This window comes from Cellulomonas sp. H30R-01 (assembly GCF_010119915.1).
GTDB lineage: Bacteria > Actinomycetota > Actinomycetes > Actinomycetales > Cellulomonadaceae > Cellulomonas > Cellulomonas algicola.
This window is the reverse complement of sequence record NZ_CP048210.1, coordinates 2,641,621-2,660,341: the sequence shown is the minus strand read 5'-3', so window position 1 is coordinate 2,660,341 and position 18,721 is coordinate 2,641,621. Positions and strand designations below refer to the sequence as shown.

Here is an 18,721-nt window from a genome sequence, read left to right as displayed (position 1 = left end):
ACGGGAGGCACGCATGAGCAGACGCACGGGTGCGGTGACGATGCACGACGTCGCAGCGCGGGCGGGCGTGTCGATCAAGACCGTCTCGAACGTGCTCAACGGCTACCAGTACATCCGCCCCGCGACCAAGGAGAAGGTCGAGACCGCGATCGCGGACCTCGGCTACCAGGTCAACCTCACGGCCCGGAACCTGCGCCGCGGTCGTACGGGCCTCGTCGGGCTCGCCGTGCCCGAGCTCTCCCTGCCGTACTTCGCCGAGCTCGCCGACTCCGTCATCCGCGCCGCCGAGGCCCGCGGGCTCACCGTCCTCATCGAGCAGACCGGGTCGGTGCGCGCGCGCGAGCTCGAGGTCCTCACCGGGCAGCGCCGGCACCTCACCGACGGGCTGATCTTCTCCCCGCTCGAGCTCGGCCCGCAGGACGTCGACGCGCTCGACGTCGACTACCCGATGGTCCTGCTCGGCGAGCGCATCTTCGGCGGCCCCGCCGACCACGTGACGATGAGCAACGTCGACGGCGCCAAGGCCGCCGTCCGGCACCTGCTCGACCAGGGCCGCCGCCGCATCGCGGTCATCGGCGCGCACGAGGGCGAGACCGTCGGCTCCGCCGCGCTGCGCATGCAGGGCTACCGGGAGGCGCTCGAGGACGCAGGGCTGGGCGTCGACCCCGCGCTCATCGGCGAGGCGGGGCTGTGGCACCGCGCGACCGGGGCCGAGGCCATGCACCGCCTGCTCGACTCGGGTGTCGAGCTCGACGCCGTCTTCGGGCTCAACGACGCGCTCGCGCTCGGCGCGCTGCACGCGCTGCACGCCCGCCGCGTCGACGTGCCCGGTCGGATCGCGGTCATCGGCTGGGACGACATCGAGGAGACGGCGTACTCGTCGCCCACGCTGTCGACCGTCTCCCCGGGCCGCGAGCAGATCGCGCGGACCGCCGTGGACCTGCTGCTCGCGCGCATCGACGACCCCGACTCGGACCGCCCGTACGAGCGCGTGATCGCGGACTTCACGATCGTCGGCCGTGAGTCGACGCTCGGCGACGCGGCCCCCGCGACCCCGCCGGTCGGCACGGCAGCCGTCACCCGCTGACGCATCCTGGCGGGTCGCTCGCGACCCGCCGACGGACGGTCGCGTCCACGGCCGTCACCGCCTGCCCGATCGGGCACGCGACGCTGTCCCTCGGGCACCCCGTGGCGCCGTTCCGCGTCGACGTCGACCCGCTGCACCCTGGAGGGTCCGCCGTCCGGGGGTGGAGTCGTCATGCCAGGTCCGCGCCGCACCGCACCCGCTGCTGCCGAGGGCGGGCAGCCGCGCCGGCCGGAGCGTGCCACCGGGCCCCGGGCGGCGGCAGCGTCGGCGAGGCTCCCGGCGGAGGTCCCCGCGCCCGACGTGCGGGACCTGCAGTCGTGGCAGCGGCTCGCGGGCAACCGCGTCGTCGCGCGGCTCCTGTCCGGTGCGCCGAGCCCCGTCGTCCAGCGCGAGGGCAAGGACCGGGTCCCGGTCGCGATCCACTTCTCGACCCCGCAGACCCGTGAGCAGTTCGTCGCGACGACGAACGCGCAGCTCGGCCTCACCGGCACGCGGTGGCTGAACGTCAAGGAGCACTACGACGCGTCCGAGAGCCCGGTCCGCGTGCTCGTGCGCCCCAGCACGCTGCGCGCCGGACGCTCGCGCGCGACCGCCGAGGACCTCGGGCTCGCCGTCGACGCGGACGGGGCGATCGCCGGCACCTCGGACCGCGCGGAGGCGTTCGCGAGGATGCCGCCCGGTGCCGAGAAGCAGGCGCTCCTCGACGAGATCGACCGCCGCTACCACGAGGTCACGGACACGCCGCCGGGGACGAAGATCCAGGAGGACGAGACCGGGCGCCGCGAGCTGTGGCTGCAGATCCAGAGCGAGGTCCTCGCGCAGCGCCAGTTCGCGGCGAACCTGCCGCCGAAGGTGGGCCTCGTCATCAAGACGACCGCGGACGGCGTGGTCGTCACGCCGGCCCAGTACGCCCGGCTCGCCCGCGTCGCGGGCAAGATCCAGAGGCTGTCCGACGCCGACGTCGAGAACTACCTGTCGCAGGGCGGCGGCAAGGCGCCCTCGCTCGAGGCGCTCGAGACCGCCGTGGACGAGTTCGTGGCCGCGAAGGCTGCGGCCCCGGGCGCCATCGCGGACGTCCTCGAGGCGAGCGGTGAGGGTGCGTGGGACGTCGACTCGCGCGTCGCGGCGATGCCGGCGCGCACGCTGTTCTACCTGTCGCTCGCGGACCGCATGACGCTGATCCGGCAGGTCGCCGACGGGTTCGTGGTGGGCGACGAGGACGAGCAGTCCATCCTGCGGCTCCTGACGTCGACGCCCGCCTCGGACGTCAAGGCGCTCGGCGCCGAGCTCCGCGCGCACGAGTCGAGCCTGCTGAAGAAGCTCGAGAGCGTGCTCGACGGCGCCGAGAACAAGCAGTTCTACGCCGTGCTCCGCTCGATCGTCTTCGCCTCCACGGACCCCGAGGAGGCGCTGCGTCGGATGCAGGCGGCGAAGATCTTCCCCTGGGCCGACCCCGGGATCATCAAGGCCACCTACAACAAGCGGTTCTACTACGAGACCGTCGAGTACACCGACGACGGCAAGGTCCGGGTCGCGTACTGGATCAACGCGGGGCCCTTCGGCATGAAGACGGCCGACCAGGTCCTCGAGCCCGACGAGATCATCGGCGTGCACTTCTTCCTCGACGAGGAGTTCGCGAACGCGACCGAGGGCGAGACGATCTACATGCCCGCGGCGTCGCTCATCTCGTTCAAGAACGAGCAGTTCAGCCGCGAGCTGCACCTTGCCGTCGACGTCGGGCTGCTGTTCGCCGGCGGTGCGGGCCTGCTGACCAAGGCGTCGCGGCTCGCGAAGGTCATCGCCGTCCTCGACACGACGATGGCCGCCGCCGCGCTCGTCATCAACTCGTTCCGCTCCGACATCGCGAAGACGCCCGAGGGCAAGGAGTTCCTCAAGGCGTGGGACGTCACGCAGACGCTCATCGCGGCCTACGGCATCGCCAAGCTGGTGGTCCGCCTGCCCGACACGTTCCGGGCGCTGCGCCGGTCCTACGACGCGTTCAAGGGTGCGGCGAGCGGCCTGCCGAAGGAGTCGCTGACCACGATCGACGACGAGGCGGCGAAGCTCTTCCGGGACGCCGACGCGGCCGTCCTGGAGACGGAGGTCGCGTCGCTGCGGGCCCGGTTCACGCCCGAGGAGCTCGCGTCGTTCGAGGCGCAGCTCGCGAAGGTCGGCACGATCACCGACGCCGCCAAGCGCCAGGCGGCGATCGCGGCGGTCGAGTCGCAGGTCGCGTCGCAGAAGCACAACGTCGAGCTCGTCGCCGAGCTGCGGGCCGCCAACCCCACGCTCAAGGAGGGCGAGATCGCGCGCCTCGCCGCGTCGCGCATCCAGGTGCCGACAGTGCCGCACGGCATGACGCCCGACGAGTTCGCGGAGGCGCAGCGGCTCATCCGCGAGTGGCTCGTGTCGAAGGGCGTGACCGACGCGACCGGCTTCGCGACGGGCTCGCGGATCACGGGAGCGACGTTCAACCCCGGCAAGAAGGCAGGGTTCGGCAAGAAGATCGACGACTTCGCCGACCGCGACTTCGACATCACGATCGTGAGCGCGACGACGCTGTCGAACTCGCAGCGCGAGGAGCTCATGCGGCTCTACAAGGCGCGGTTCAAGCACGACCTCGGCATCCGCAACATCGACGCCGCCCAGGTCCCGCACATCCCCGTCTGGGGCAAGATCGACCTCGAGCTCCACTAGGGGGCCGAGCACGCCACGACGCCGGCCGTCGGGGCGCCCGAAGGAGGCCGCGCATGCTGCTCTACACCGAGCTCGTCGTCGTCGCGCCGGACGTCGCGCACCCCGAGGCCGAGGCCTTCTGGCCGGCGGTGTGGGAGAGCGAGGACTTCGACTCCGACGGCGACTTCTACTACGACGGGATCGACGGGCGCTGGACGACCCTCGAGCTGCGGACGAAGGTGGCCGGTTCCGCGCCCAGCGTCCTCGAGGTCTACACGTTCCGGGAGCGACGGCTCTACGGCACGGGCCTCGAGTCGGTCGCGCGGCTCGAGCGGACGCTCGACGACGTCAAGGCCGGGCGGTGGGCCGACAACCCGGCCGTCGCGGCGATGACCGAGGTGGCGGTCACGTCGCTCGCCGTGCAGACGACGTCCACCGAGCACTACCGCGCCTACCTCGAGGCCGTGGAGATGTTCCTCGCGCACGCCGGCGGGACGACGGTCGGTCGGTTCGAGCTCGACGCCGCCGCCTTCCACGAGCGGTTCCTGCGCGCCACGGACGACTGACCTCGGCCTCCGGTGCGGCCGCGGCGACGTCACCGACGTCCCGTCGTCAGGCGAGCGGGCCGTAGAGGTCCGCCGCGGCCGGGACGCCGTCCGGGTCGAGTGCGTCGAGCAGCGGCAGGACGCGGCGTTCCTCGAAGCGGAAGTGCGACTCCATGATCGCGGCGACGCCCTCCAGGTGCCGCGCGCGCTCGTCGGCGTCGGCGCCCGAGCGGATCGCCTCGCGCAGGGAACCGAGCAGGTGGTCGATCATGCGGTGGTCCTGGCGGAGCTGCCCGACGACCGGCGCCAGGTCGGGGTGTGCGCGCAGCAGGAGCGGGAAGAGGCTGTCGTCCTCGCTGCGGTGGTGGCCCTCGAGCGCCGCGCAGAAGCCCCAGCAGTAGAGCAGCGGGTCACGTGCCGGATCGGCGTGCGGGTCCTCCGAGCCGGCGTCAGCGCCGGCGTCGAGCGCCAGGTCGAGCGCGGCCCGCAGGCGTCGGTGCACCTCGCGGAGCTCGTCGGCGAGCGCGCGGGCGCGGTCGGTGTCAGGGGTGGGTGTCGTGATGGCGGTGTCTCCCGCTCGGGCGCCTCCATGCCTGACGCAGCCCGTCACCGGCACGCGACGCTCGGGCGACCCTAGCCGTGCCCGACGGCCCGCGGGAAGGCCTGGCACCGAGCCGCGCCGCCGCCGACCGGGCCGTGCGTCCGTCAGGACGGGCGCGCGTCCAGGGCGTCGAGGCGGCGGTCGACGAGCCAGCCGCCCGCGAGCAGCGGGAGCGCGGTCCCGACGAGGGGCGCGAGCACGGGCAGTGCGAGCACGGACACCGTGCACGCCGCGACGACCACCAGCACGGCCAGCGAGGTGCCGGGCGAGAGCAGCGGGAACAGCGCGGCGAACCGCCAGGTCCGGACGGGCGTCTCGTCGTACCGGCGCGCGACGGCGACGAGCGTGAGCAGCGCGACGCAGAACCACGCGCCGAGCGCGAGCACCCCGGCGGCGAGCACCGCGGCGACGGGCCCCTCGACGAACCGCACGACGGCCGCGTCGACCCACAGGAGCGCACCGGCCACCCAGACGGGCACGCCGAGCAGGTTCGTGCGACGCCACCCGGACCGGTACGCGGACCAGAAGTCGTGCCACAGGTGGTCGGAGGGGCTGCCGTCAGCCAGGCGCGCGAGGAGGCGGCCGCCCGCGACGAGGGCGGGGAGCAGGCCGAGCACGACCAGCCCGGCGAGCGTGCCGAGAAGCACGAGCGCGTTGACGCCGACGACGTGCGTCGCGACGCGCAGGACGCCCATGACGCGGCCGGCCCAGCCGCCGACCTCGCCGTCGGTCGAGCCGTTGGTCGAGGCGTTGGTCGAGGCGTCGGCCGAGCGGTCCGTGGAGCCGTCCGTCGACCCCGCGGAGCGCCCCGCGGGGTCGACGGGGTCGGCGGCCGTGCCGGTCGCGCGCGCGTTCTCACCCCGCGGACGCGCGGTGAGCGCGCGGCGGGCCTCGGCGTCGCGGTCGTCGACGGGCACGGCGGTCATCATGACGTCCGCGTCCCGAACACCGTGCGGCCCGTGTCGTCGGTCGCGGTGAACGACAGCGCGGCCCGGTCGCGCACGGCGTCCCAGGACGGGAGCACCACGGCGTGCAGGGGGGCGTCGGTCGGTCCGGCGAAGGGCCAGGGGCCGACGAACCGGCCCGAGCCGAGCGCCCGGACGCCCGTGAGCCCGGAGGGCGTCACCTCGACGACGTGCGACGCGGTCACGCCGCTCGCCGCGGTCTGCGCGAAGGTCACGACCTCCCACGTGCCGACCAGGTCGGCGACGTCGGCCGGCCAGGTGGACTCGTCGGTCGACTCGGTGGGGCCGCTCCACGGCTGGGGTGACACGAGCGGCCACCCGTCGTCGGTCCAGACGAGGCGGCGGACCTGGACCTCGTGCCGGGTCGGGTCGTCGCCGTCGCGCACGTGGTGCACGAGGAGCTGGACGTCCCCGTCGGTGAGCACGGAGGCGTGCCCCGGGGCGAGCCACGTGCGTCCGCCCGCGAACCGGTGGCCGGCGAGGACGGGCGTCCCGACGGTCGCGGGGTCGGCGTCGAGGTCGCGCAGGTCGCGGCCGGCGCGGTCGACGTACGGCCCGGTCACGTCGGCGGAGACGCCGGCGCGCACGTGGTAGGTCGAGAAGAGCGAGTCGTACGAGACGACGAGCGCCCAGCCGCCGCCCGGCCGGGGGAGGACGAACGCGCCCTCGATCGCGCCCTCGACGGAGCGCGGGCGCCGCGCGACGAGCCAGCCCGGTCCGCCCGCGGGACGTCCGGGGCCGGGGGAGTCGAGCGCGCCGCCCGTCGCCGGGTCGAGCTCGAGGACGTGGATGCCGCCGAAGAACGACCCGTAGACGAGCCAGTGCCGGTCGCCGTCGACGACGACGTTCGCGTCGATCGCGTTCGGGCCGTCGGCGTCGTGCCGGGACGTGACGACGAGCCCGCGGTCCTCCCACGGCCCGGACGGGTGCGGTGCGACGGCCAGCCCGATCGCCGACGTCCGGGAGCCGAACGTCGACGCCGACCAGTACATCCGCCACTCGTCGCCGACCCGGACGACCTCGGGCGCCCACAGGCCCTCGGCGCCGGTCCACGCGGCGCCGTCGGACGGCACGCCGGGCAGCGCCCAGCCGTGGAACTCCCACGTCACGAGGTCGGCGGACCGCCGGACCTGCACGCCGGCCCGGACCGGGCCCTCGCTGAACGCGTCGGTCGAGAACAGCCAGTACGTGCCGTCGTCGTCGCGGACGGCGGTCGGGTCGTGCGCGTGCCGACCGCCCCACGCGCTGGTGTCGGGGACCGCGGGGTCCACGGCAGGGTCTCCGAGGAGCGTCACGGGTCAGCCCTTCGTGCCGGTGAGGGCGACGGACTCGATGATCTGCCGCTGGAAGATGAGGAACACGATGAGGATCGGCAGCAGCGCCACGAACGACGCCGCCATGATCAGCGGGTAGTCGCGCTGCGTCGCGAACTCGACGTTGAGGTTGGCGATGACGACCTGCAGCGTCTGCCGCTCCGGGGTGTTCAGGTAGAGGATCGGCGCGAGGTAGTCGTTCCAGATCGTCATGAACCAGAGGATGAACTGGGCGGCGATGGCCGGCCGGATCATCGGCAGGATCATGATGCGGAAGATCTGCGGGTAGGACGCGCCGTCGATCTTCGCGGCCTCGATCATCGAGTTCGGGACCGACTCGAGGTACTGCCGCAGGAAGAAGATCATGATGATGTTGCCGAACAGGAGCGGCACGATCAGCGGCAGCAGGGTGTCGACCCAGTGCAGCCGGGAGAACATGACGAACTGCGGGATCATGATCGTCGGGTAGGGCACCATCAGGCCCGAGAGCAGGCCGATGAAGATCGCGTTCTTGTAGGGCAGCCGCAGCTTCGCGAGCGCGAACGCGGCGAGGGCCGACGTGAACGAGCCGACGACGGTCACCGTGCCGGCGACGATCAGGCTGTTCATGAAGCCCGACAGGATCGGCGCCTCGGTCCACATCCGGACGTAGGTGTCCCACTGCGGCGCGTCGGGGATCCAGACGGGCGGCAGCGCGAAGACCTCGGCCTTCGTCTTGAGCGACGTCGAGAGCATCCAGACGAGCGGCGCGAGCATCGCGGCCGAGCCGAGCACGAGGATGACGAACGTGATCGCGTCGGCCGTGCGCCGGGAGCGCGTGCGGGAGGTCGGGGTGCGCCCCTCGGGCTTCGCGGCGGCCGGACGCGCGAGCGGGGGCAGGGTGGTCTGAGTCATGGCGTGTCTCCTGCCCTCAGTCGATGGCGAAGCTGTTGCGCCGGTTGAGGCGGAACTGGATGAGGGTGATGACGAGGACGAGGATCCCCAGCACGATCGACATGGCCGTCGCGTAGCCCATCTGCTGGTACTTGAACGCCTTGCGGACGATGTACCAGACGACGGACGCGGAGCTGAACTCGGGGCCGCCCGTGGGGGTCATGATGTTGATCTCGGTGAAGATCTGCGACCCGGCGATGACGTTCGTGACGACGAGGAAGAACGTCACGGGACGGACCATCGGCATGATGATCGACCGGAACCGCTGGAAGGCGTTCGCGCCGTCGAGGGCGGCCGCCTCCAGCAGCGACGCGGGCACCGACTGGATCGCGGCCAGGTAGAGCAGCGTCGAGTACCCGAGGCCCTTCCAGATCGCCATGATGATGATCGCGGGCTTCACGGTGGCGGTGTTCTGCAGCCAGTCGGGGCCCTGGATCCCGAACCACGCGAGCACCTGGTTCACGAGGCCGAAGTCGCCGTTGTAGGCGAACTGCCACACGATCGCGATCGCGGCGAGCGACGAGATCACGGGCACGTAGTAGATGGTGCGGAACGCGGTGCGGCCGGGGATCTTCCGGTTGAGCGCGAGCGCGAGCAGCAGCGACAGCGCCAGGCCGATCGGGATGCCGATCATGTAGAAGAACGTGTTGAACAGCGCCTTGTGGAAGTACTCGTCGGAGATCAGGTCGACGTAGTTCTCCAGGCCGACGAACCGCATCGGGCCCAGGCCGTTCCAGCTCGTCAGCGACGCGTACACGGCGAAGCCGATGGGGTACAGCGTGAAGAGCAGGTACCCGAGGACCGGGGCGGCGACGAACAGGGCCGCCCAGCGGTGCTCGGTGCGGTGCAGGCGCAGGATGTCGCGCTTGGTGCGCGCCGCGGGTGCGGGGGAGGCGGCGGCGGTGCCGGGCGCCTTCGGCGGGGTCTCGACGGTCGCGGTGCGCGCCATCCCAGGCTCCTTCTCGTTCCGGGGTCCCCGCCGCCCGGCGGAGCGGCGTCGGGCGGCGGGGACGGGTGGGGCAGGATCAGCCGGCCTGCTCGGCGTTCGCGATGGACTCGTCGAGGAGCGTCTGCATCTTCGGCTGCACCTCGGCCAGGTAGTCGGCGGCCGTCTGCTTGCCGTCGAGCACGGGCTGGATGTTCGTCCAGAGCTCGTCGTACCACTCGGCGCCGTAGGTGAACGCGGCGGGCATGGCACGGCCGTAGTCCTGCGCGATGTCCAGGAACTCCTGGCGGTTCGCGGGCTCGGCGCCCTCCTCGGCGGCCCACTCCTGGGCGACGTCGATGAGGTTGGGGATCTGGATGTTCGCGTCGACCAGCGTCTGCTGCGCCTCGGGGTCGGCGCTCAGGTAGGTCACGAGCTTCGCGGCGTCGTCCGGGTGCTTCGACGTCGCGGAGACGCCGATGCCGAGCGAGCCGAGCCACGTCGCCGTGCCGCCGTCACCGACGGTCGGCCAGGGGATGAGGTCGTAGTCGAAGTCGAGGTCGTTGTAGACCGAGACGTCCCACGGGCCGACCGGGAAGAAGCCGATCTCGCCCGCCATCCAGCGCTGGTAGGTGTCCAGCGTGGCGGCGTCGGACGCCGACGGCGTGACCTTCTCGACGTTGGTGAGGTCCGCGAACTTCTGCAGCGCCTCGGCGAACTCGGGGGTGTCGACGGTGACCTTGGTGTGGTCCTCGTTCGTCCAGTCGCCGCCGTTGCTCCAGACCATCGACTGCAGGTTCCACTGCACGTTGAGGCCGGTGCCCCACTGGTCGAGCGTGCCGTCGCCGTTCTTGTCGACCGTGAGCTGCTTGCTGATGTCGACGAACTGGTCCCACGTGAGCGGGGTGTCCTTGTCGGGCAGCGGGATGCCGGCCGCCTCGAGCATCGTCTTGTTGTAGCCGAACGAGAACGGGCCGACGTCCTTCGGCAAGCCGTACAGCGCGCCGTCGGGCGTGCCCTGGACCTCGCCGTCGAAGCGGTAGGAGTTGACGCCGTACTCCCAGATGTTCGAGAGGTCGACGTCGCTGTTCTCCACCTGGTCGGTGATGTCGAGGAGGACGCCGGAGGCGACGTAGGACTGCAGGCTGGCCTGCTCGATGTAGAAGACGTCCGGCACGTTGTTGCCGGCGACGGCGGCCTGCAGCTTCGTCGCGTACTGGTCGGCGTCGGTGACGATGACCTTGACCTTGGTCCCGGTGTCCTCGGTGTACTTCTTGATGGCGGCCTCGTAGGCGGCCTTCTCGTCCGGGCCCCCACGGAACATGAACGTGATGGTCTTGTCGCCGCCGTCACCGCTGGCGTCGCCGCCCCCGCTGCACGCCGTCAGCGCGAGGGTCCCGGCCACGGCGAACGCTGCCGCGGCGAGGAGCTTCCTCCTGGTGGTCATCTGCCTGCCTCCCGTTTCCCGAGGATCGGTGAGGTCGTTGCCGTCGTCGGGACCGCGTCCGCCGGTGGGCGGGGCGCCGGAGCGGCTGCGGTCCGTCGTGGTCGTCGTTGACCTCTGTCTGCTTGTCCCAACGTCGTCTCGTACAACGTTGATCTACAACGTTGCACAACATGGCACGAACGTCGCCGGTCGGTCAAGCCACGAACCGGTAACGGCCGGCGCCGAGGCGGGCGGGGGATGCAGCGGGGCGTGTTTGACGCCGCACCGGGTGCGTGTGCAGACTGCCGTCTACAACGATGTAGAACAGTCGACCACAGGAGCTCGCATGTTCCCCGTCCGTCTCACCCTCGACCCGGCCTTCACCGTCGGTCCCGTCCGCCGGCGCACCTTCGGGTCGTTCGTGGAGCACCTGGGCCGCTGCGTCTACACGGGCATCCACGACCCCGCGCACCCCACCGCCGACGCCGACGGCTTCCGCAAGGACGTCCTCGAGCTCACGCGCGAGCTCGGCGTCTCGACCGTGCGCTACCCCGGCGGCAACTTCGTCTCGGGCTACCGCTGGGAGGACGGCGTCGGACCCGTCGAGCAGCGCCCCGCGCGCCTCGACCTCGCGTGGCACTCGCTCGAGCCCAACACCGTGGGCGTCGACGAGTTCATGCGCTGGGCCGCGCTCGCCGAGGTCGAGCCGATGATGGCCGTCAACCTCGGCACGCGCGGCGTGCAGGAGGCGCTCGACCTGCTCGACTACTGCAACGGGACGGCGCCCACGTACTGGGCCGACCAGCGCCGGGCCAACGGCGCGGCGGACCCGTACAAGGTCACGATGTGGTGCCTCGGCAACGAGATGGACGGGCCCTGGCAGATCGGGTCCAAGACCGCGCACGAGTACGGGCGGCTCGCCGCCGAGACGGGCCGCGCGATGAAGATGGTCGACCCGACGCTCGAGCTCGTCGCGTGCGGCTCGTCCGGCGTCGTCATGCCGACCTTCGGCGAGTGGGAACGCATCGTGCTCTCCGAGGCGTACGAGCAGGTCGACTACGTCTCCGCCCACGCGTACTACTGGGAGGAGGACGGCGACCTCGGCTCGTTCCTCGCGTCCGCCACCGACATGGACCACTTCGTCGAGTCCGTCACGGCGACCGCCGACGCCGTCCGCGCGCACAAGAAGGTGTCCAAGCGCATCCACATCTCGTTCGACGAGTGGAACGTCTGGTACCAGAAGCGCGCCGAGTCGAAGCCCCCCACCGGCGACGACTGGCCCGTCGCGCCCGTCCTGCTCGAGGACCGCTACAACGTCGCCGACGCCGTCGTCGTCGGGAACCTGCTCATCTCGCTGCTGCGGCACACCGACCGCGTGCACGCCGCGTCGCTCGCGCAGCTCGTCAACGTCATCGCGCCGATCATGACCGAGCCCGGCGGCCGGTCCTGGAAGCAGACGATCTTCCACCCCTTCGCGCAGGCCTCCCGGTACGCCGCGGGTGACGTGCTCCAGGTCGCGATCGACGCCCCGACGTACGAGACCGCGCGCTACGGCGACGCCGCGCTCGTCGACGCCGTCGCCACGCGCGACCCCGAGACCGGCGCGACCACGCTCTTCGCCGTCAACCGGTCGCTCACCGAGCCCGCGCTGCTCGAGGTCGACGCGCGCTCGCTGCCCGGCCTGCGCGTGCTCGACGCGTCCACGCTGTCCAACCCGGACCACACGTGGACCGCGACCGCCGACGACGACACGTCCGTCGCACCGCGCACCAACACGACCGCCGAGATCCGCGACGGGCGCCTGGTCGTGCAGGTGCCGCCCGTGTCGTGGAACGTCGTCCGTCTGGGCGCCTGACGTGCCGGACGTGCCGGACGGGCCCGACGTGCCGGGCTCGTCCGACGCCGCGTCGTCCGCAGGCTCGCCGCCCGCCACGATCGCCGCCGCGACCGCGACCGCTCCCGGTGAGGGCGCCTCGGGTGGGCGCCGGCCCGGCCTCGGGCTGGTGGCCGTGCTCGTCGTCGGTGCGCTGCTGGTCGGCGGGGGTCTGGCCTGGTGGCTCTGGCCCGACCCCGCCCCCGCGGCGACCGACCTCGAGCCGTCCGGCGACCTGCGCGCGCACGACCCGGCGCTCGTCGTCGGCGACGAGGGCGAGCCCTGGTACGTCTTCAGCACGGGCGACGTGCGGCAAGGGCTCGGCGCGCCGCAGATCCGCCGGTCGCTCGACGAGGGTCGCACCTGGGAGGAGGTCGGCACCGTGTGGGACGCGTCGACCCGGCCCGACTGGGCCTACGAGGCCGTGCCGGGCGTGCAGAACTTCTGGGCGCCCGAGGTCCTCGAGCACGACGGCACCTGGTACCTCTACTACTCGGCGTCGACGTTCGGTGCGAACCGCTCCGCCATCGGCCTGACGACGAGCACGACGCTCGACCCCGACGACCCGGACTACGCGTGGGTCGACCAGGGGCTCGTGTGGTCGTCGACACCGGGGGAGACGGACTACAACGCGATCGACCCCGGCGTGCTCGTCGACGACGACGGCCGCGGGTGGATGGCGTTCGGGTCGTTCTGGGGCGGGATCCAGCTCGTCGAGCTGTCCTTCCCGTCGGGCATGCCCGTCGACCGCGACGCCGAGCCCGTGACGCTCGCGAGCCGCACCGGCGCGCCCAACCCGATCGAGGCGCCGTACCTCGTGCACCGCGACGGCTGGTACTACCTGTTCTTCTCGCGGGACTTCTGCTGCCGGGGCACCGACTCGACGTACCACATGGCCGTCGGGCGCTCGCGCTCGGTGACCGGTCCGTACGTCGACCGGGACGGCACGGACCTCGTCGACGACGGCGGCACCCCGCTGCTCGCGACGACCGGCGACATGGTGGGCCCCGGCGGCCAGTCCGTGTCGCACGGCGTGCTCGCGTTCCACTGGTACGACGGCGCCGCCGGCGGCGACATCACGCTCGGGCTGCGTGAGCTCGGCTGGGACGACGAGGGCTGGCCCGTCGCGACGACGCGCGAGGAGCAGGCCTCCGAGCAGGCCGGCTGAGGTCCGCCGACGCGCGTGCCGCGGGAGCCAGGCGGTGGCCGCCCGTCGGCACGCGCGTCGCGGCCTGTGGCCACGCGCGAGCGGCACGAGCGCGCCGCCCTCGGCGGTGGTCCGTGCCGTCAGTGGTGGTGGGCGTGGCGGCCGAGCGACGTCACGTCGGTCGCGCCCGGCCGGGTCCACTGCGGCGTCGGCCGGCTCGCGTCCCAGTCCTCGCGGCCGTCCGCCGTCGTGCGCCAGTACCAGCACGGCCCGTGCCCCACGGGCCACCCGTCGGGCGTGTCCTGCCACGCCTCGCGCCGGCCGTACGGCGTCAGGTCGAGCAGCGCGAACACCGGGTTCGCGACCTCGACCCCGCGGCCCGTCGTCGTGTACGTCAGGAACACGCGGTCGCCGTCGCGCAGGAAGGTCGTGACACGGCCCATGTCGCCGCCGACCGGCCACTCGACCCCGCGCACCGAGAACCAGGGCTCGGTGTACCCCATGAACTCCAGGTACGGCGGGACCTCCTCCCACGGGCCCTCCGTGAGGACGGCGAACGCGACGCCGGCCGCCCGCAGGTAGACGGAGTCGCGCAGCGCCCACGCCGACACCGTGCAGCCCTCGCACTGGCCCTGGAAGGGTGCGCCGTCGTGCCACATGTGCTGGTAGACGAGCAGCTCCTCACCGCCCTGGAACAGGTCGACGAACGGCACCGGCCCGTCCGCGCCCACGACGAGCGTGCTCCCGTCGATCTCGACCATCGGCAGCCGCCGACGCTCCGCCGCGAGGGCGTCCGCCGCGTGCGTGTGCGCCTTCTCGCGCACCAGCAGCGCGTCGCGCGCCTCCTGCCACGCGGCCAGGTCGACGACGGGCGGGCGGCCCGTGCCGGTGGTCGTGCCGTGCGTCGCGCTCGTCATGGCGTCTCCCGTCGTGCCGCGGCCGGACGCTGGTCGTCCGGCGGATCGTCACGAGGGAGGACCGGCGGCTCCGCCGGAACTCATCGGGGTGGTTCAGTCGAGGCAGAACTCGTTGCCCTCGACGTCCTGCATCACCAGGCACGACTCGTCGAACCCGTCCGCGAGCATGAGCCGGACCTTCCGTCCGCCGAGCGCCATGAGCCGCTCGCACTCCGCCTCGAGCGCCGCGACCCGCTCGTCGCCGACCAGGCCCGTGCCCACCCGCACGTCGAGGTGCACGCGGTTCTTCACGACCTTGCCCTCGGGCACCTTCTGGAAGAACAGCCGAGGACCGGCCCCCGTCGGGTCGACGACCGCGAACGCGGCGTCGCGGCGCTCGGGCGGCAGCGACTCGGCGAACGCGTCCCAGGAGTCGAAGCCCTCGGGCGGCGGCGGGACCACGTACCCGAGCACCTCGCACCAGAACCGGGCGACCCGCTCCGGCTCGGCGCAGTCGAACGTGACCTGAACCTGCCTGACCTGTGCCATCGCCCCAGGCTAGGGGCGCGCCGCCGTCGGGGCGCGGGGTGAGGCGCCGTCAGGCGCCCGGGTGAGCCGCCGTCAGAGCGCGCGCTCCAGCACGTAGTCGTCCTCGACGCGGGACCCGACGGTGAAGTGCTTCGTCCCGACGACCGCGAACCCCGAGCGCTCGTAGAACGCGCGCGCCCGGGCGTTCTGCTGGTTGACGCCGAGCCACATGCCGGCGGCCCCGCGGCGACGACCCTCGTCGATCGACGCCGCCATGAGCGTGTGCGCGATCCCGGCGCCGTGGTGGTCGGGGTGGACGTAGCACTTGGACAGCTCGATCGTGGGACGGACCGTGAGCGCCGCGCGCACGTCCTCGTCGGTCGGCTCGCCCTCGACGAGCATCGTGTACCCGCTGAGCACGCCGCCCTCGTCCGCGACGAGCACGGCGCGCTCGCCGTCGACCACGTACTCCGCGAACCGCTCGGGCGACAGCACCCGCGCGATGAACTCCTGCTGGTCCGCGGGCGTCGACCCGGGCGGGCACGCGAGCGGGAAGGTCACGGCCGCGAGCGCGGCGAGGGCGTCGACGTCGGCGGGCGTGGCGGGGCGCACGGGCATGCGCGTCAGCATAGGGACGCGCGGGGGCGGCTCATGACGACGGTCCAGCAGCATTCAGGACCGGCGCGGAGCGCGCGTCGGACGGTCCGGACGACGAGACCGGCGGTCCCGGCCGAGCTGCTCATGCTGCCGGACGCGGGGAGGAGCATCCAGGAGCTGCCGCCAGTCAGGAGCCGCCGCGCAGCGAGCGGCGCACCGCGCGGACGACGAGCCCCAGGGCCCACGCGAGACCCGCGAGGCTCGCGGCGTTGATGCTGCGGCGCGCGGTCCGGCCGCGGCTGCTGCGGAACTCGCGCACGGGCCAGCCGACCGACGCGGCGTGCCGGCGCAGGCGGCGGTCCGGGTTGATCGCGCACGGGTGGCCGACCTCGGACAGGATCGCGACGTCGTTCGTCGAGTCGCCGTACGCGTACGACTCGCCGAGGTCGATGCGGTCCCGCTCGGCGAGCGCGCGCACCGCGTCGGCCTTCGCCTGGCCGTGCAGCAGGTCCCCGACGAGCCGCCCGGTGTAGAAGCCGTCGTCGTGCTCCGCGACCGTCCCGAGCGCGCCCGTGACGCCGAGGCGTCGCGCGATGACCTCGCCGATCTCGACCGGTGTCGCGGTCACGAGCCAGACCTCGTGCCCGGCCGCGATGTGGTCGTCGAGCAGCCGCTGCGTGCCGGGGTAGATGCGCAGGCAGAGGACCTCGTCGTAGACGTCCTCGGCGATCGCCGTCACCTCGGCGACCGAGTGACCGCGCATGATCTCGAGCGCACGCGAGCGGACCTCGTCGATCTGCTGCTTGTTCTCGCCGAACGCGAGGTACCGGGCCTGGTGCACGCCGAACCGCACGATGTCGCGCTTGCGGAAGAACCCGCGCCGGTAGAGGCCGACGGCCAGGTGGAACGACGACGCGCCCCGGATGATCGTGTTGTCGACGTCGAAGAACGCGCCCGTGCGGACCTCGTCCGACCCCGGCTCGGCAGCGACGACCGGGACGTCCGTGGGGGCTTTGGCGACGCCTGCCTCGGCGATCGCGCGCGCGGCGGGGGAGGGATCGCGGACCGGACGCACCCCGCCACTGTACTGAGACCCACGCCACTCATGTCCCACCCCGCCTCCCCCCTGGTCCCACCCGGCCTCCCGTCACCGCCTCCCGTCACCGCCTCCCGTCACCGCCTCCCACCCCCGTCTCCTCCCATCCCCCCTCGCCCTCGCCGCCCACTCCCGCGAGTCCGTCACGTCGTGCCGAGTTCGCTCGCTGCAGCTGACGAGCTCGGCACGACGTGACGAACTCGGCGACGAGGCGGGGAGGAGGGGGGGCGGGTGGGGCGTCCGGCGCGGGGCGGGTCGTCCGGGGTGGGCGCGGGCGGGCGTCCGGCGCGGGAGCGGGTGGGTCCGGGGCGGGGGCGGGTCGCCTAGCGTGGGGGTGTGGGTGACGCGAGGGTCGTGCTGTTCGGGCGGGCGGGGTGCCATCTGTGCGAGGAGGCGCGCGCGGTGGTCGCCGACGTCTGCGCGCGGGCGGGCGAGCGATGGGTCGAGGTGGACGTCGACGCCCCGGGCGGCGCCGCCGACGGTCGCGACCTGGTGGAGGAGTTCGGCGAGCTCGTCCCCGTCGTGCAGGTCGACGGTGTGACGCAGGGCTACTGGCGGATCGACGCGCGACACCTCGAGCAGGCCCTTTCCCGTCCCCGCGCGACGCCCTAACCTGTGCTGACGGCCGGACCGACGGCCGGTCGGGGGCTTGCGGGAGTCGACGTGGACACGCATGGCACGGCACACCGGACGCGCGGCGCGGCGAGCGAGCCCGCGGCGTCCGGCGGGGGACGGGCGCGGACGGTGCCGCCCGCGACGGTGGCACGGCTGCCCGGTTACCTGCGTGCGCTGCACGCGCTCGCGGCCGAGGGGGCGGTGCTGACGTCGTCGGACGAGCTCGCGTCGCGGGCGGGCGTGGGGTCGGCGCAGCTCCGCAAGGACCTGTCGTTCCTGGGCTCGTACGGGCGGCGCGGGGTCGGCTACGACGTGGCGCACCTGTCGGAGCAGGTCGAGGTCGTGCTGGGCCTGACGACGCAGCGGCGCGTCGTGATCGTCGGCGTCGGCAACCTGGGGCACGCGCTCGCGAACTACTCGGGGTTCGCGGAGCGGGGCTTCGCGGTCGTGGGGCTGGTGGACACCGACCCGGGCGTCGTGGGGACGACGGTGGCGGGACTGGTCGTGCAGCCGTTCGACGACCTGCACGCGCTGGTCCGCGCGAACGGGGCGTCGATCGGGGTGATCGCGACGCCGGCGGCGGGCGCGCAGGCCGTCTGCGACGCGCTGGTCGAGGCGGGTGTGGTCGGCATCCTGACGTTCGCGCCGCGGGCGCTGCACGTGCCGGCCCACGTGGACGTGCGCGCGGTGGACGTGGCCTCCGAGCTGCAGATCCTCGCGTTCCACGACCAGCGCCGCACGGGGACCTGGGAGGCGTGAGCCGCCCGGCTGCGCAGACGACGGAGCCCCGCTCACCCGGGTGGGGTGGCGGGGCTCCGTGCGGGGTCCCGGGGTGCGGGACGGGGGCTCAGCCCTGGCGGATGGCCGAGACGTCGAGCGCGATGACGACCTTGTCGGCGACCAGGACGCCGCCGGCCTCGAGGGCCGCGTTCCAGGTGAGGCCGAAGTCCTTGCGGGAGATCGTGACGGTGGCCTCGAACCCGGCGCGGGTGTTGCCGAACGGGTCGACCGCGGTGCCGTTGAACTCGGTCGCGAGCTCGACGGACTGCGTCACGCCGTGGATGGTGAGGTCGCCGACGATGACGTACTCGCTGCCCGCGCCGCGGATCTCGGTCGAGACGAAGGTCCACTGGCCGAACTTCTCGACGTCGAAGAAGTCGCCCGACTTGAGGTGGCCGTCGCGGTTGGCGTCACCGGTCGAGACGGTCGACGGGTCGAGCGTGACGGAGACGGAGGTGTCCGCGAGGGTCTCACCGACGGTGATGGTGCCCTCGGAGACGGCGACGGACCCGCGCACCTTGGAGATGCCCGCGTGGCGGACGGTGAAGGAGGCCTCGGTGTGGGAGGCGTCGACGGCCCAGACGCCGGTGGTGAGGCCGGTGGGCAGGGCGGTGGCGGTGGCGGTCATGGGGAGCTCCTCAGTCGTTGAAAGGTCAACTACTCTCGTTAGTTGACGATTGAACTACACTTGTCGGCAGAGCGCAACACCCGTCCCGGG

Annotated in this window: 18 protein-coding genes; 7 read left to right on the top strand and 11 right to left on the bottom strand. The window is 72.8% G+C overall.

Annotation, left to right across the window (positions count from 1 at the left end):
- Positions 1-13 precede the first annotated feature (13 nt).
- The 3 genes from GXP71_RS11900 to GXP71_RS11890 all read left to right on the top strand — a co-directional run bounded on the left by GXP71_RS11900 (position 14) and on the right by GXP71_RS11890 (position 4,329).
- Entirely contained in the window at positions 14-1,087 is a 1,074-nt protein-coding gene (locus GXP71_RS11900) for a LacI family DNA-binding transcriptional regulator (RefSeq protein ID WP_162352811.1), read from the top strand.
- Positions 1,088-1,258: 171 nt separating this feature from the next.
- On the top strand, positions 1,259-3,784 hold the full coding sequence (locus GXP71_RS11895) for a hypothetical protein (RefSeq protein ID WP_162352810.1): 2,526 nt from the start codon (positions 1,259-1,261) through the stop codon (positions 3,782-3,784).
- Positions 3,785-3,837: 53 nt separating this feature from the next.
- Entirely contained in the window at positions 3,838-4,329 is a 492-nt protein-coding gene (locus tag GXP71_RS11890) for a hypothetical protein (RefSeq protein WP_162352809.1), read from the top strand.
- Positions 4,330-4,375: 46 nt separating this feature from the next.
- On the opposite strand, the gene GXP71_RS11885 is transcribed toward GXP71_RS11890, so the two are convergent.
- From GXP71_RS11885 to GXP71_RS11860, 6 genes are all read right to left on the bottom strand, one after another.
- A complete protein-coding gene (locus tag GXP71_RS11885; protein WP_238402385.1) occupies positions 4,376-4,810 on the bottom strand; it encodes a hemerythrin domain-containing protein in 435 nt (144 codons plus the stop codon).
- Between the two features lie 203 nt (positions 4,811-5,013).
- Positions 5,014-5,835, bottom strand: a complete 822-nt coding sequence (locus GXP71_RS11880) for a YesL family protein (protein WP_162352808.1) — start codon at positions 5,833-5,835, stop codon at positions 5,014-5,016.
- Positions 5,835-7,169, bottom strand: coding sequence for an arabinan endo-1,5-alpha-L-arabinosidase (locus GXP71_RS11875; RefSeq protein ID WP_162352807.1), 1,335 nt, complete (start codon positions 7,167-7,169; stop codon positions 5,835-5,837). The genes GXP71_RS11880 and GXP71_RS11875 overlap by 1 nt, the downstream gene beginning before the upstream one ends.
- Positions 7,170-7,172: 3 nt before the next feature.
- On the bottom strand, positions 7,173-8,081 hold the full coding sequence (locus GXP71_RS11870; protein WP_124342058.1) for a carbohydrate ABC transporter permease: 909 nt from the start codon (positions 8,079-8,081) through the stop codon (positions 7,173-7,175).
- A 16-nt stretch (positions 8,082-8,097) separates the two neighbouring features.
- The gene (locus GXP71_RS11865) at positions 8,098-9,069 is read right to left on the bottom strand and encodes a carbohydrate ABC transporter permease (protein ID WP_202924242.1); all 972 of its coding nucleotides are present in this window, start codon (positions 9,067-9,069) and stop codon (positions 8,098-8,100) included.
- A 76-nt stretch (positions 9,070-9,145) separates the two neighbouring features.
- Positions 9,146-10,492, bottom strand: coding sequence for a sugar ABC transporter substrate-binding protein (locus tag GXP71_RS11860; protein ID WP_162352806.1), 1,347 nt, complete (start codon positions 10,490-10,492; stop codon positions 9,146-9,148).
- Between the two features lie 325 nt (positions 10,493-10,817).
- Between GXP71_RS11860 and GXP71_RS11855 the strand changes: the two genes are divergently transcribed.
- Together GXP71_RS11855 and GXP71_RS11850 are read left to right on the top strand one after the other, a co-directional pair.
- The gene (locus tag GXP71_RS11855; protein ID WP_162352805.1) at positions 10,818-12,326 is read left to right on the top strand and encodes an alpha-N-arabinofuranosidase; all 1,509 of its coding nucleotides are present in this window, start codon (positions 10,818-10,820) and stop codon (positions 12,324-12,326) included.
- A gap of 10 nt (positions 12,327-12,336) precedes the next feature.
- The gene (locus GXP71_RS11850) at positions 12,337-13,512 is read left to right on the top strand and encodes an arabinan endo-1,5-alpha-L-arabinosidase (protein WP_238402384.1); all 1,176 of its coding nucleotides are present in this window, start codon (positions 12,337-12,339) and stop codon (positions 13,510-13,512) included.
- Between the two features lie 119 nt (positions 13,513-13,631).
- On the opposite strand, the gene GXP71_RS11845 is transcribed toward GXP71_RS11850, so the two are convergent.
- The 4 genes from GXP71_RS11845 to GXP71_RS11830 all read right to left on the bottom strand — a co-directional run bounded on the left by GXP71_RS11845 (position 13,632) and on the right by GXP71_RS11830 (position 16,587).
- Entirely contained in the window at positions 13,632-14,408 is a 777-nt protein-coding gene (locus tag GXP71_RS11845; protein ID WP_162352804.1) for a DUF899 family protein, read from the bottom strand.
- Positions 14,409-14,501: 93 nt separating this feature from the next.
- On the bottom strand, positions 14,502-14,936 hold the full coding sequence (locus GXP71_RS11840) for a VOC family protein (RefSeq protein ID WP_162352803.1): 435 nt from the start codon (positions 14,934-14,936) through the stop codon (positions 14,502-14,504).
- A 72-nt stretch (positions 14,937-15,008) separates the two neighbouring features.
- On the bottom strand, positions 15,009-15,533 hold the full coding sequence (locus GXP71_RS11835; RefSeq protein ID WP_238402383.1) for an N-acetyltransferase: 525 nt from the start codon (positions 15,531-15,533) through the stop codon (positions 15,009-15,011).
- Between the two features lie 166 nt (positions 15,534-15,699).
- Positions 15,700-16,587 (bottom strand): HAD family phosphatase, encoded by an 888-nt coding sequence (locus GXP71_RS11830; protein WP_162352801.1) that lies wholly within the window; start codon positions 16,585-16,587, stop codon positions 15,700-15,702.
- Between the two features lie 357 nt (positions 16,588-16,944).
- On the opposite strand from GXP71_RS11830, the gene GXP71_RS11825 reads away from it, so the two are divergent.
- Positions 16,945-17,220, top strand: a complete 276-nt coding sequence (locus tag GXP71_RS11825; protein ID WP_162352800.1) for a glutaredoxin family protein — start codon at positions 16,945-16,947, stop codon at positions 17,218-17,220.
- A 147-nt stretch (positions 17,221-17,367) separates the two neighbouring features.
- Positions 17,368-17,982 (top strand): redox-sensing transcriptional repressor Rex, encoded by a 615-nt coding sequence (locus tag GXP71_RS11820; RefSeq protein ID WP_370520937.1) that lies wholly within the window; start codon positions 17,368-17,370, stop codon positions 17,980-17,982.
- A gap of 88 nt (positions 17,983-18,070) precedes the next feature.
- Here the strand turns inward: GXP71_RS11820 and GXP71_RS11815 are convergent, their stop codons facing one another.
- A complete protein-coding gene (locus GXP71_RS11815) occupies positions 18,071-18,631 on the bottom strand; it encodes a YceI family protein (protein ID WP_162352798.1) in 561 nt (186 codons plus the stop codon).
- Positions 18,632-18,721: the final 90 nt, after the last annotated feature.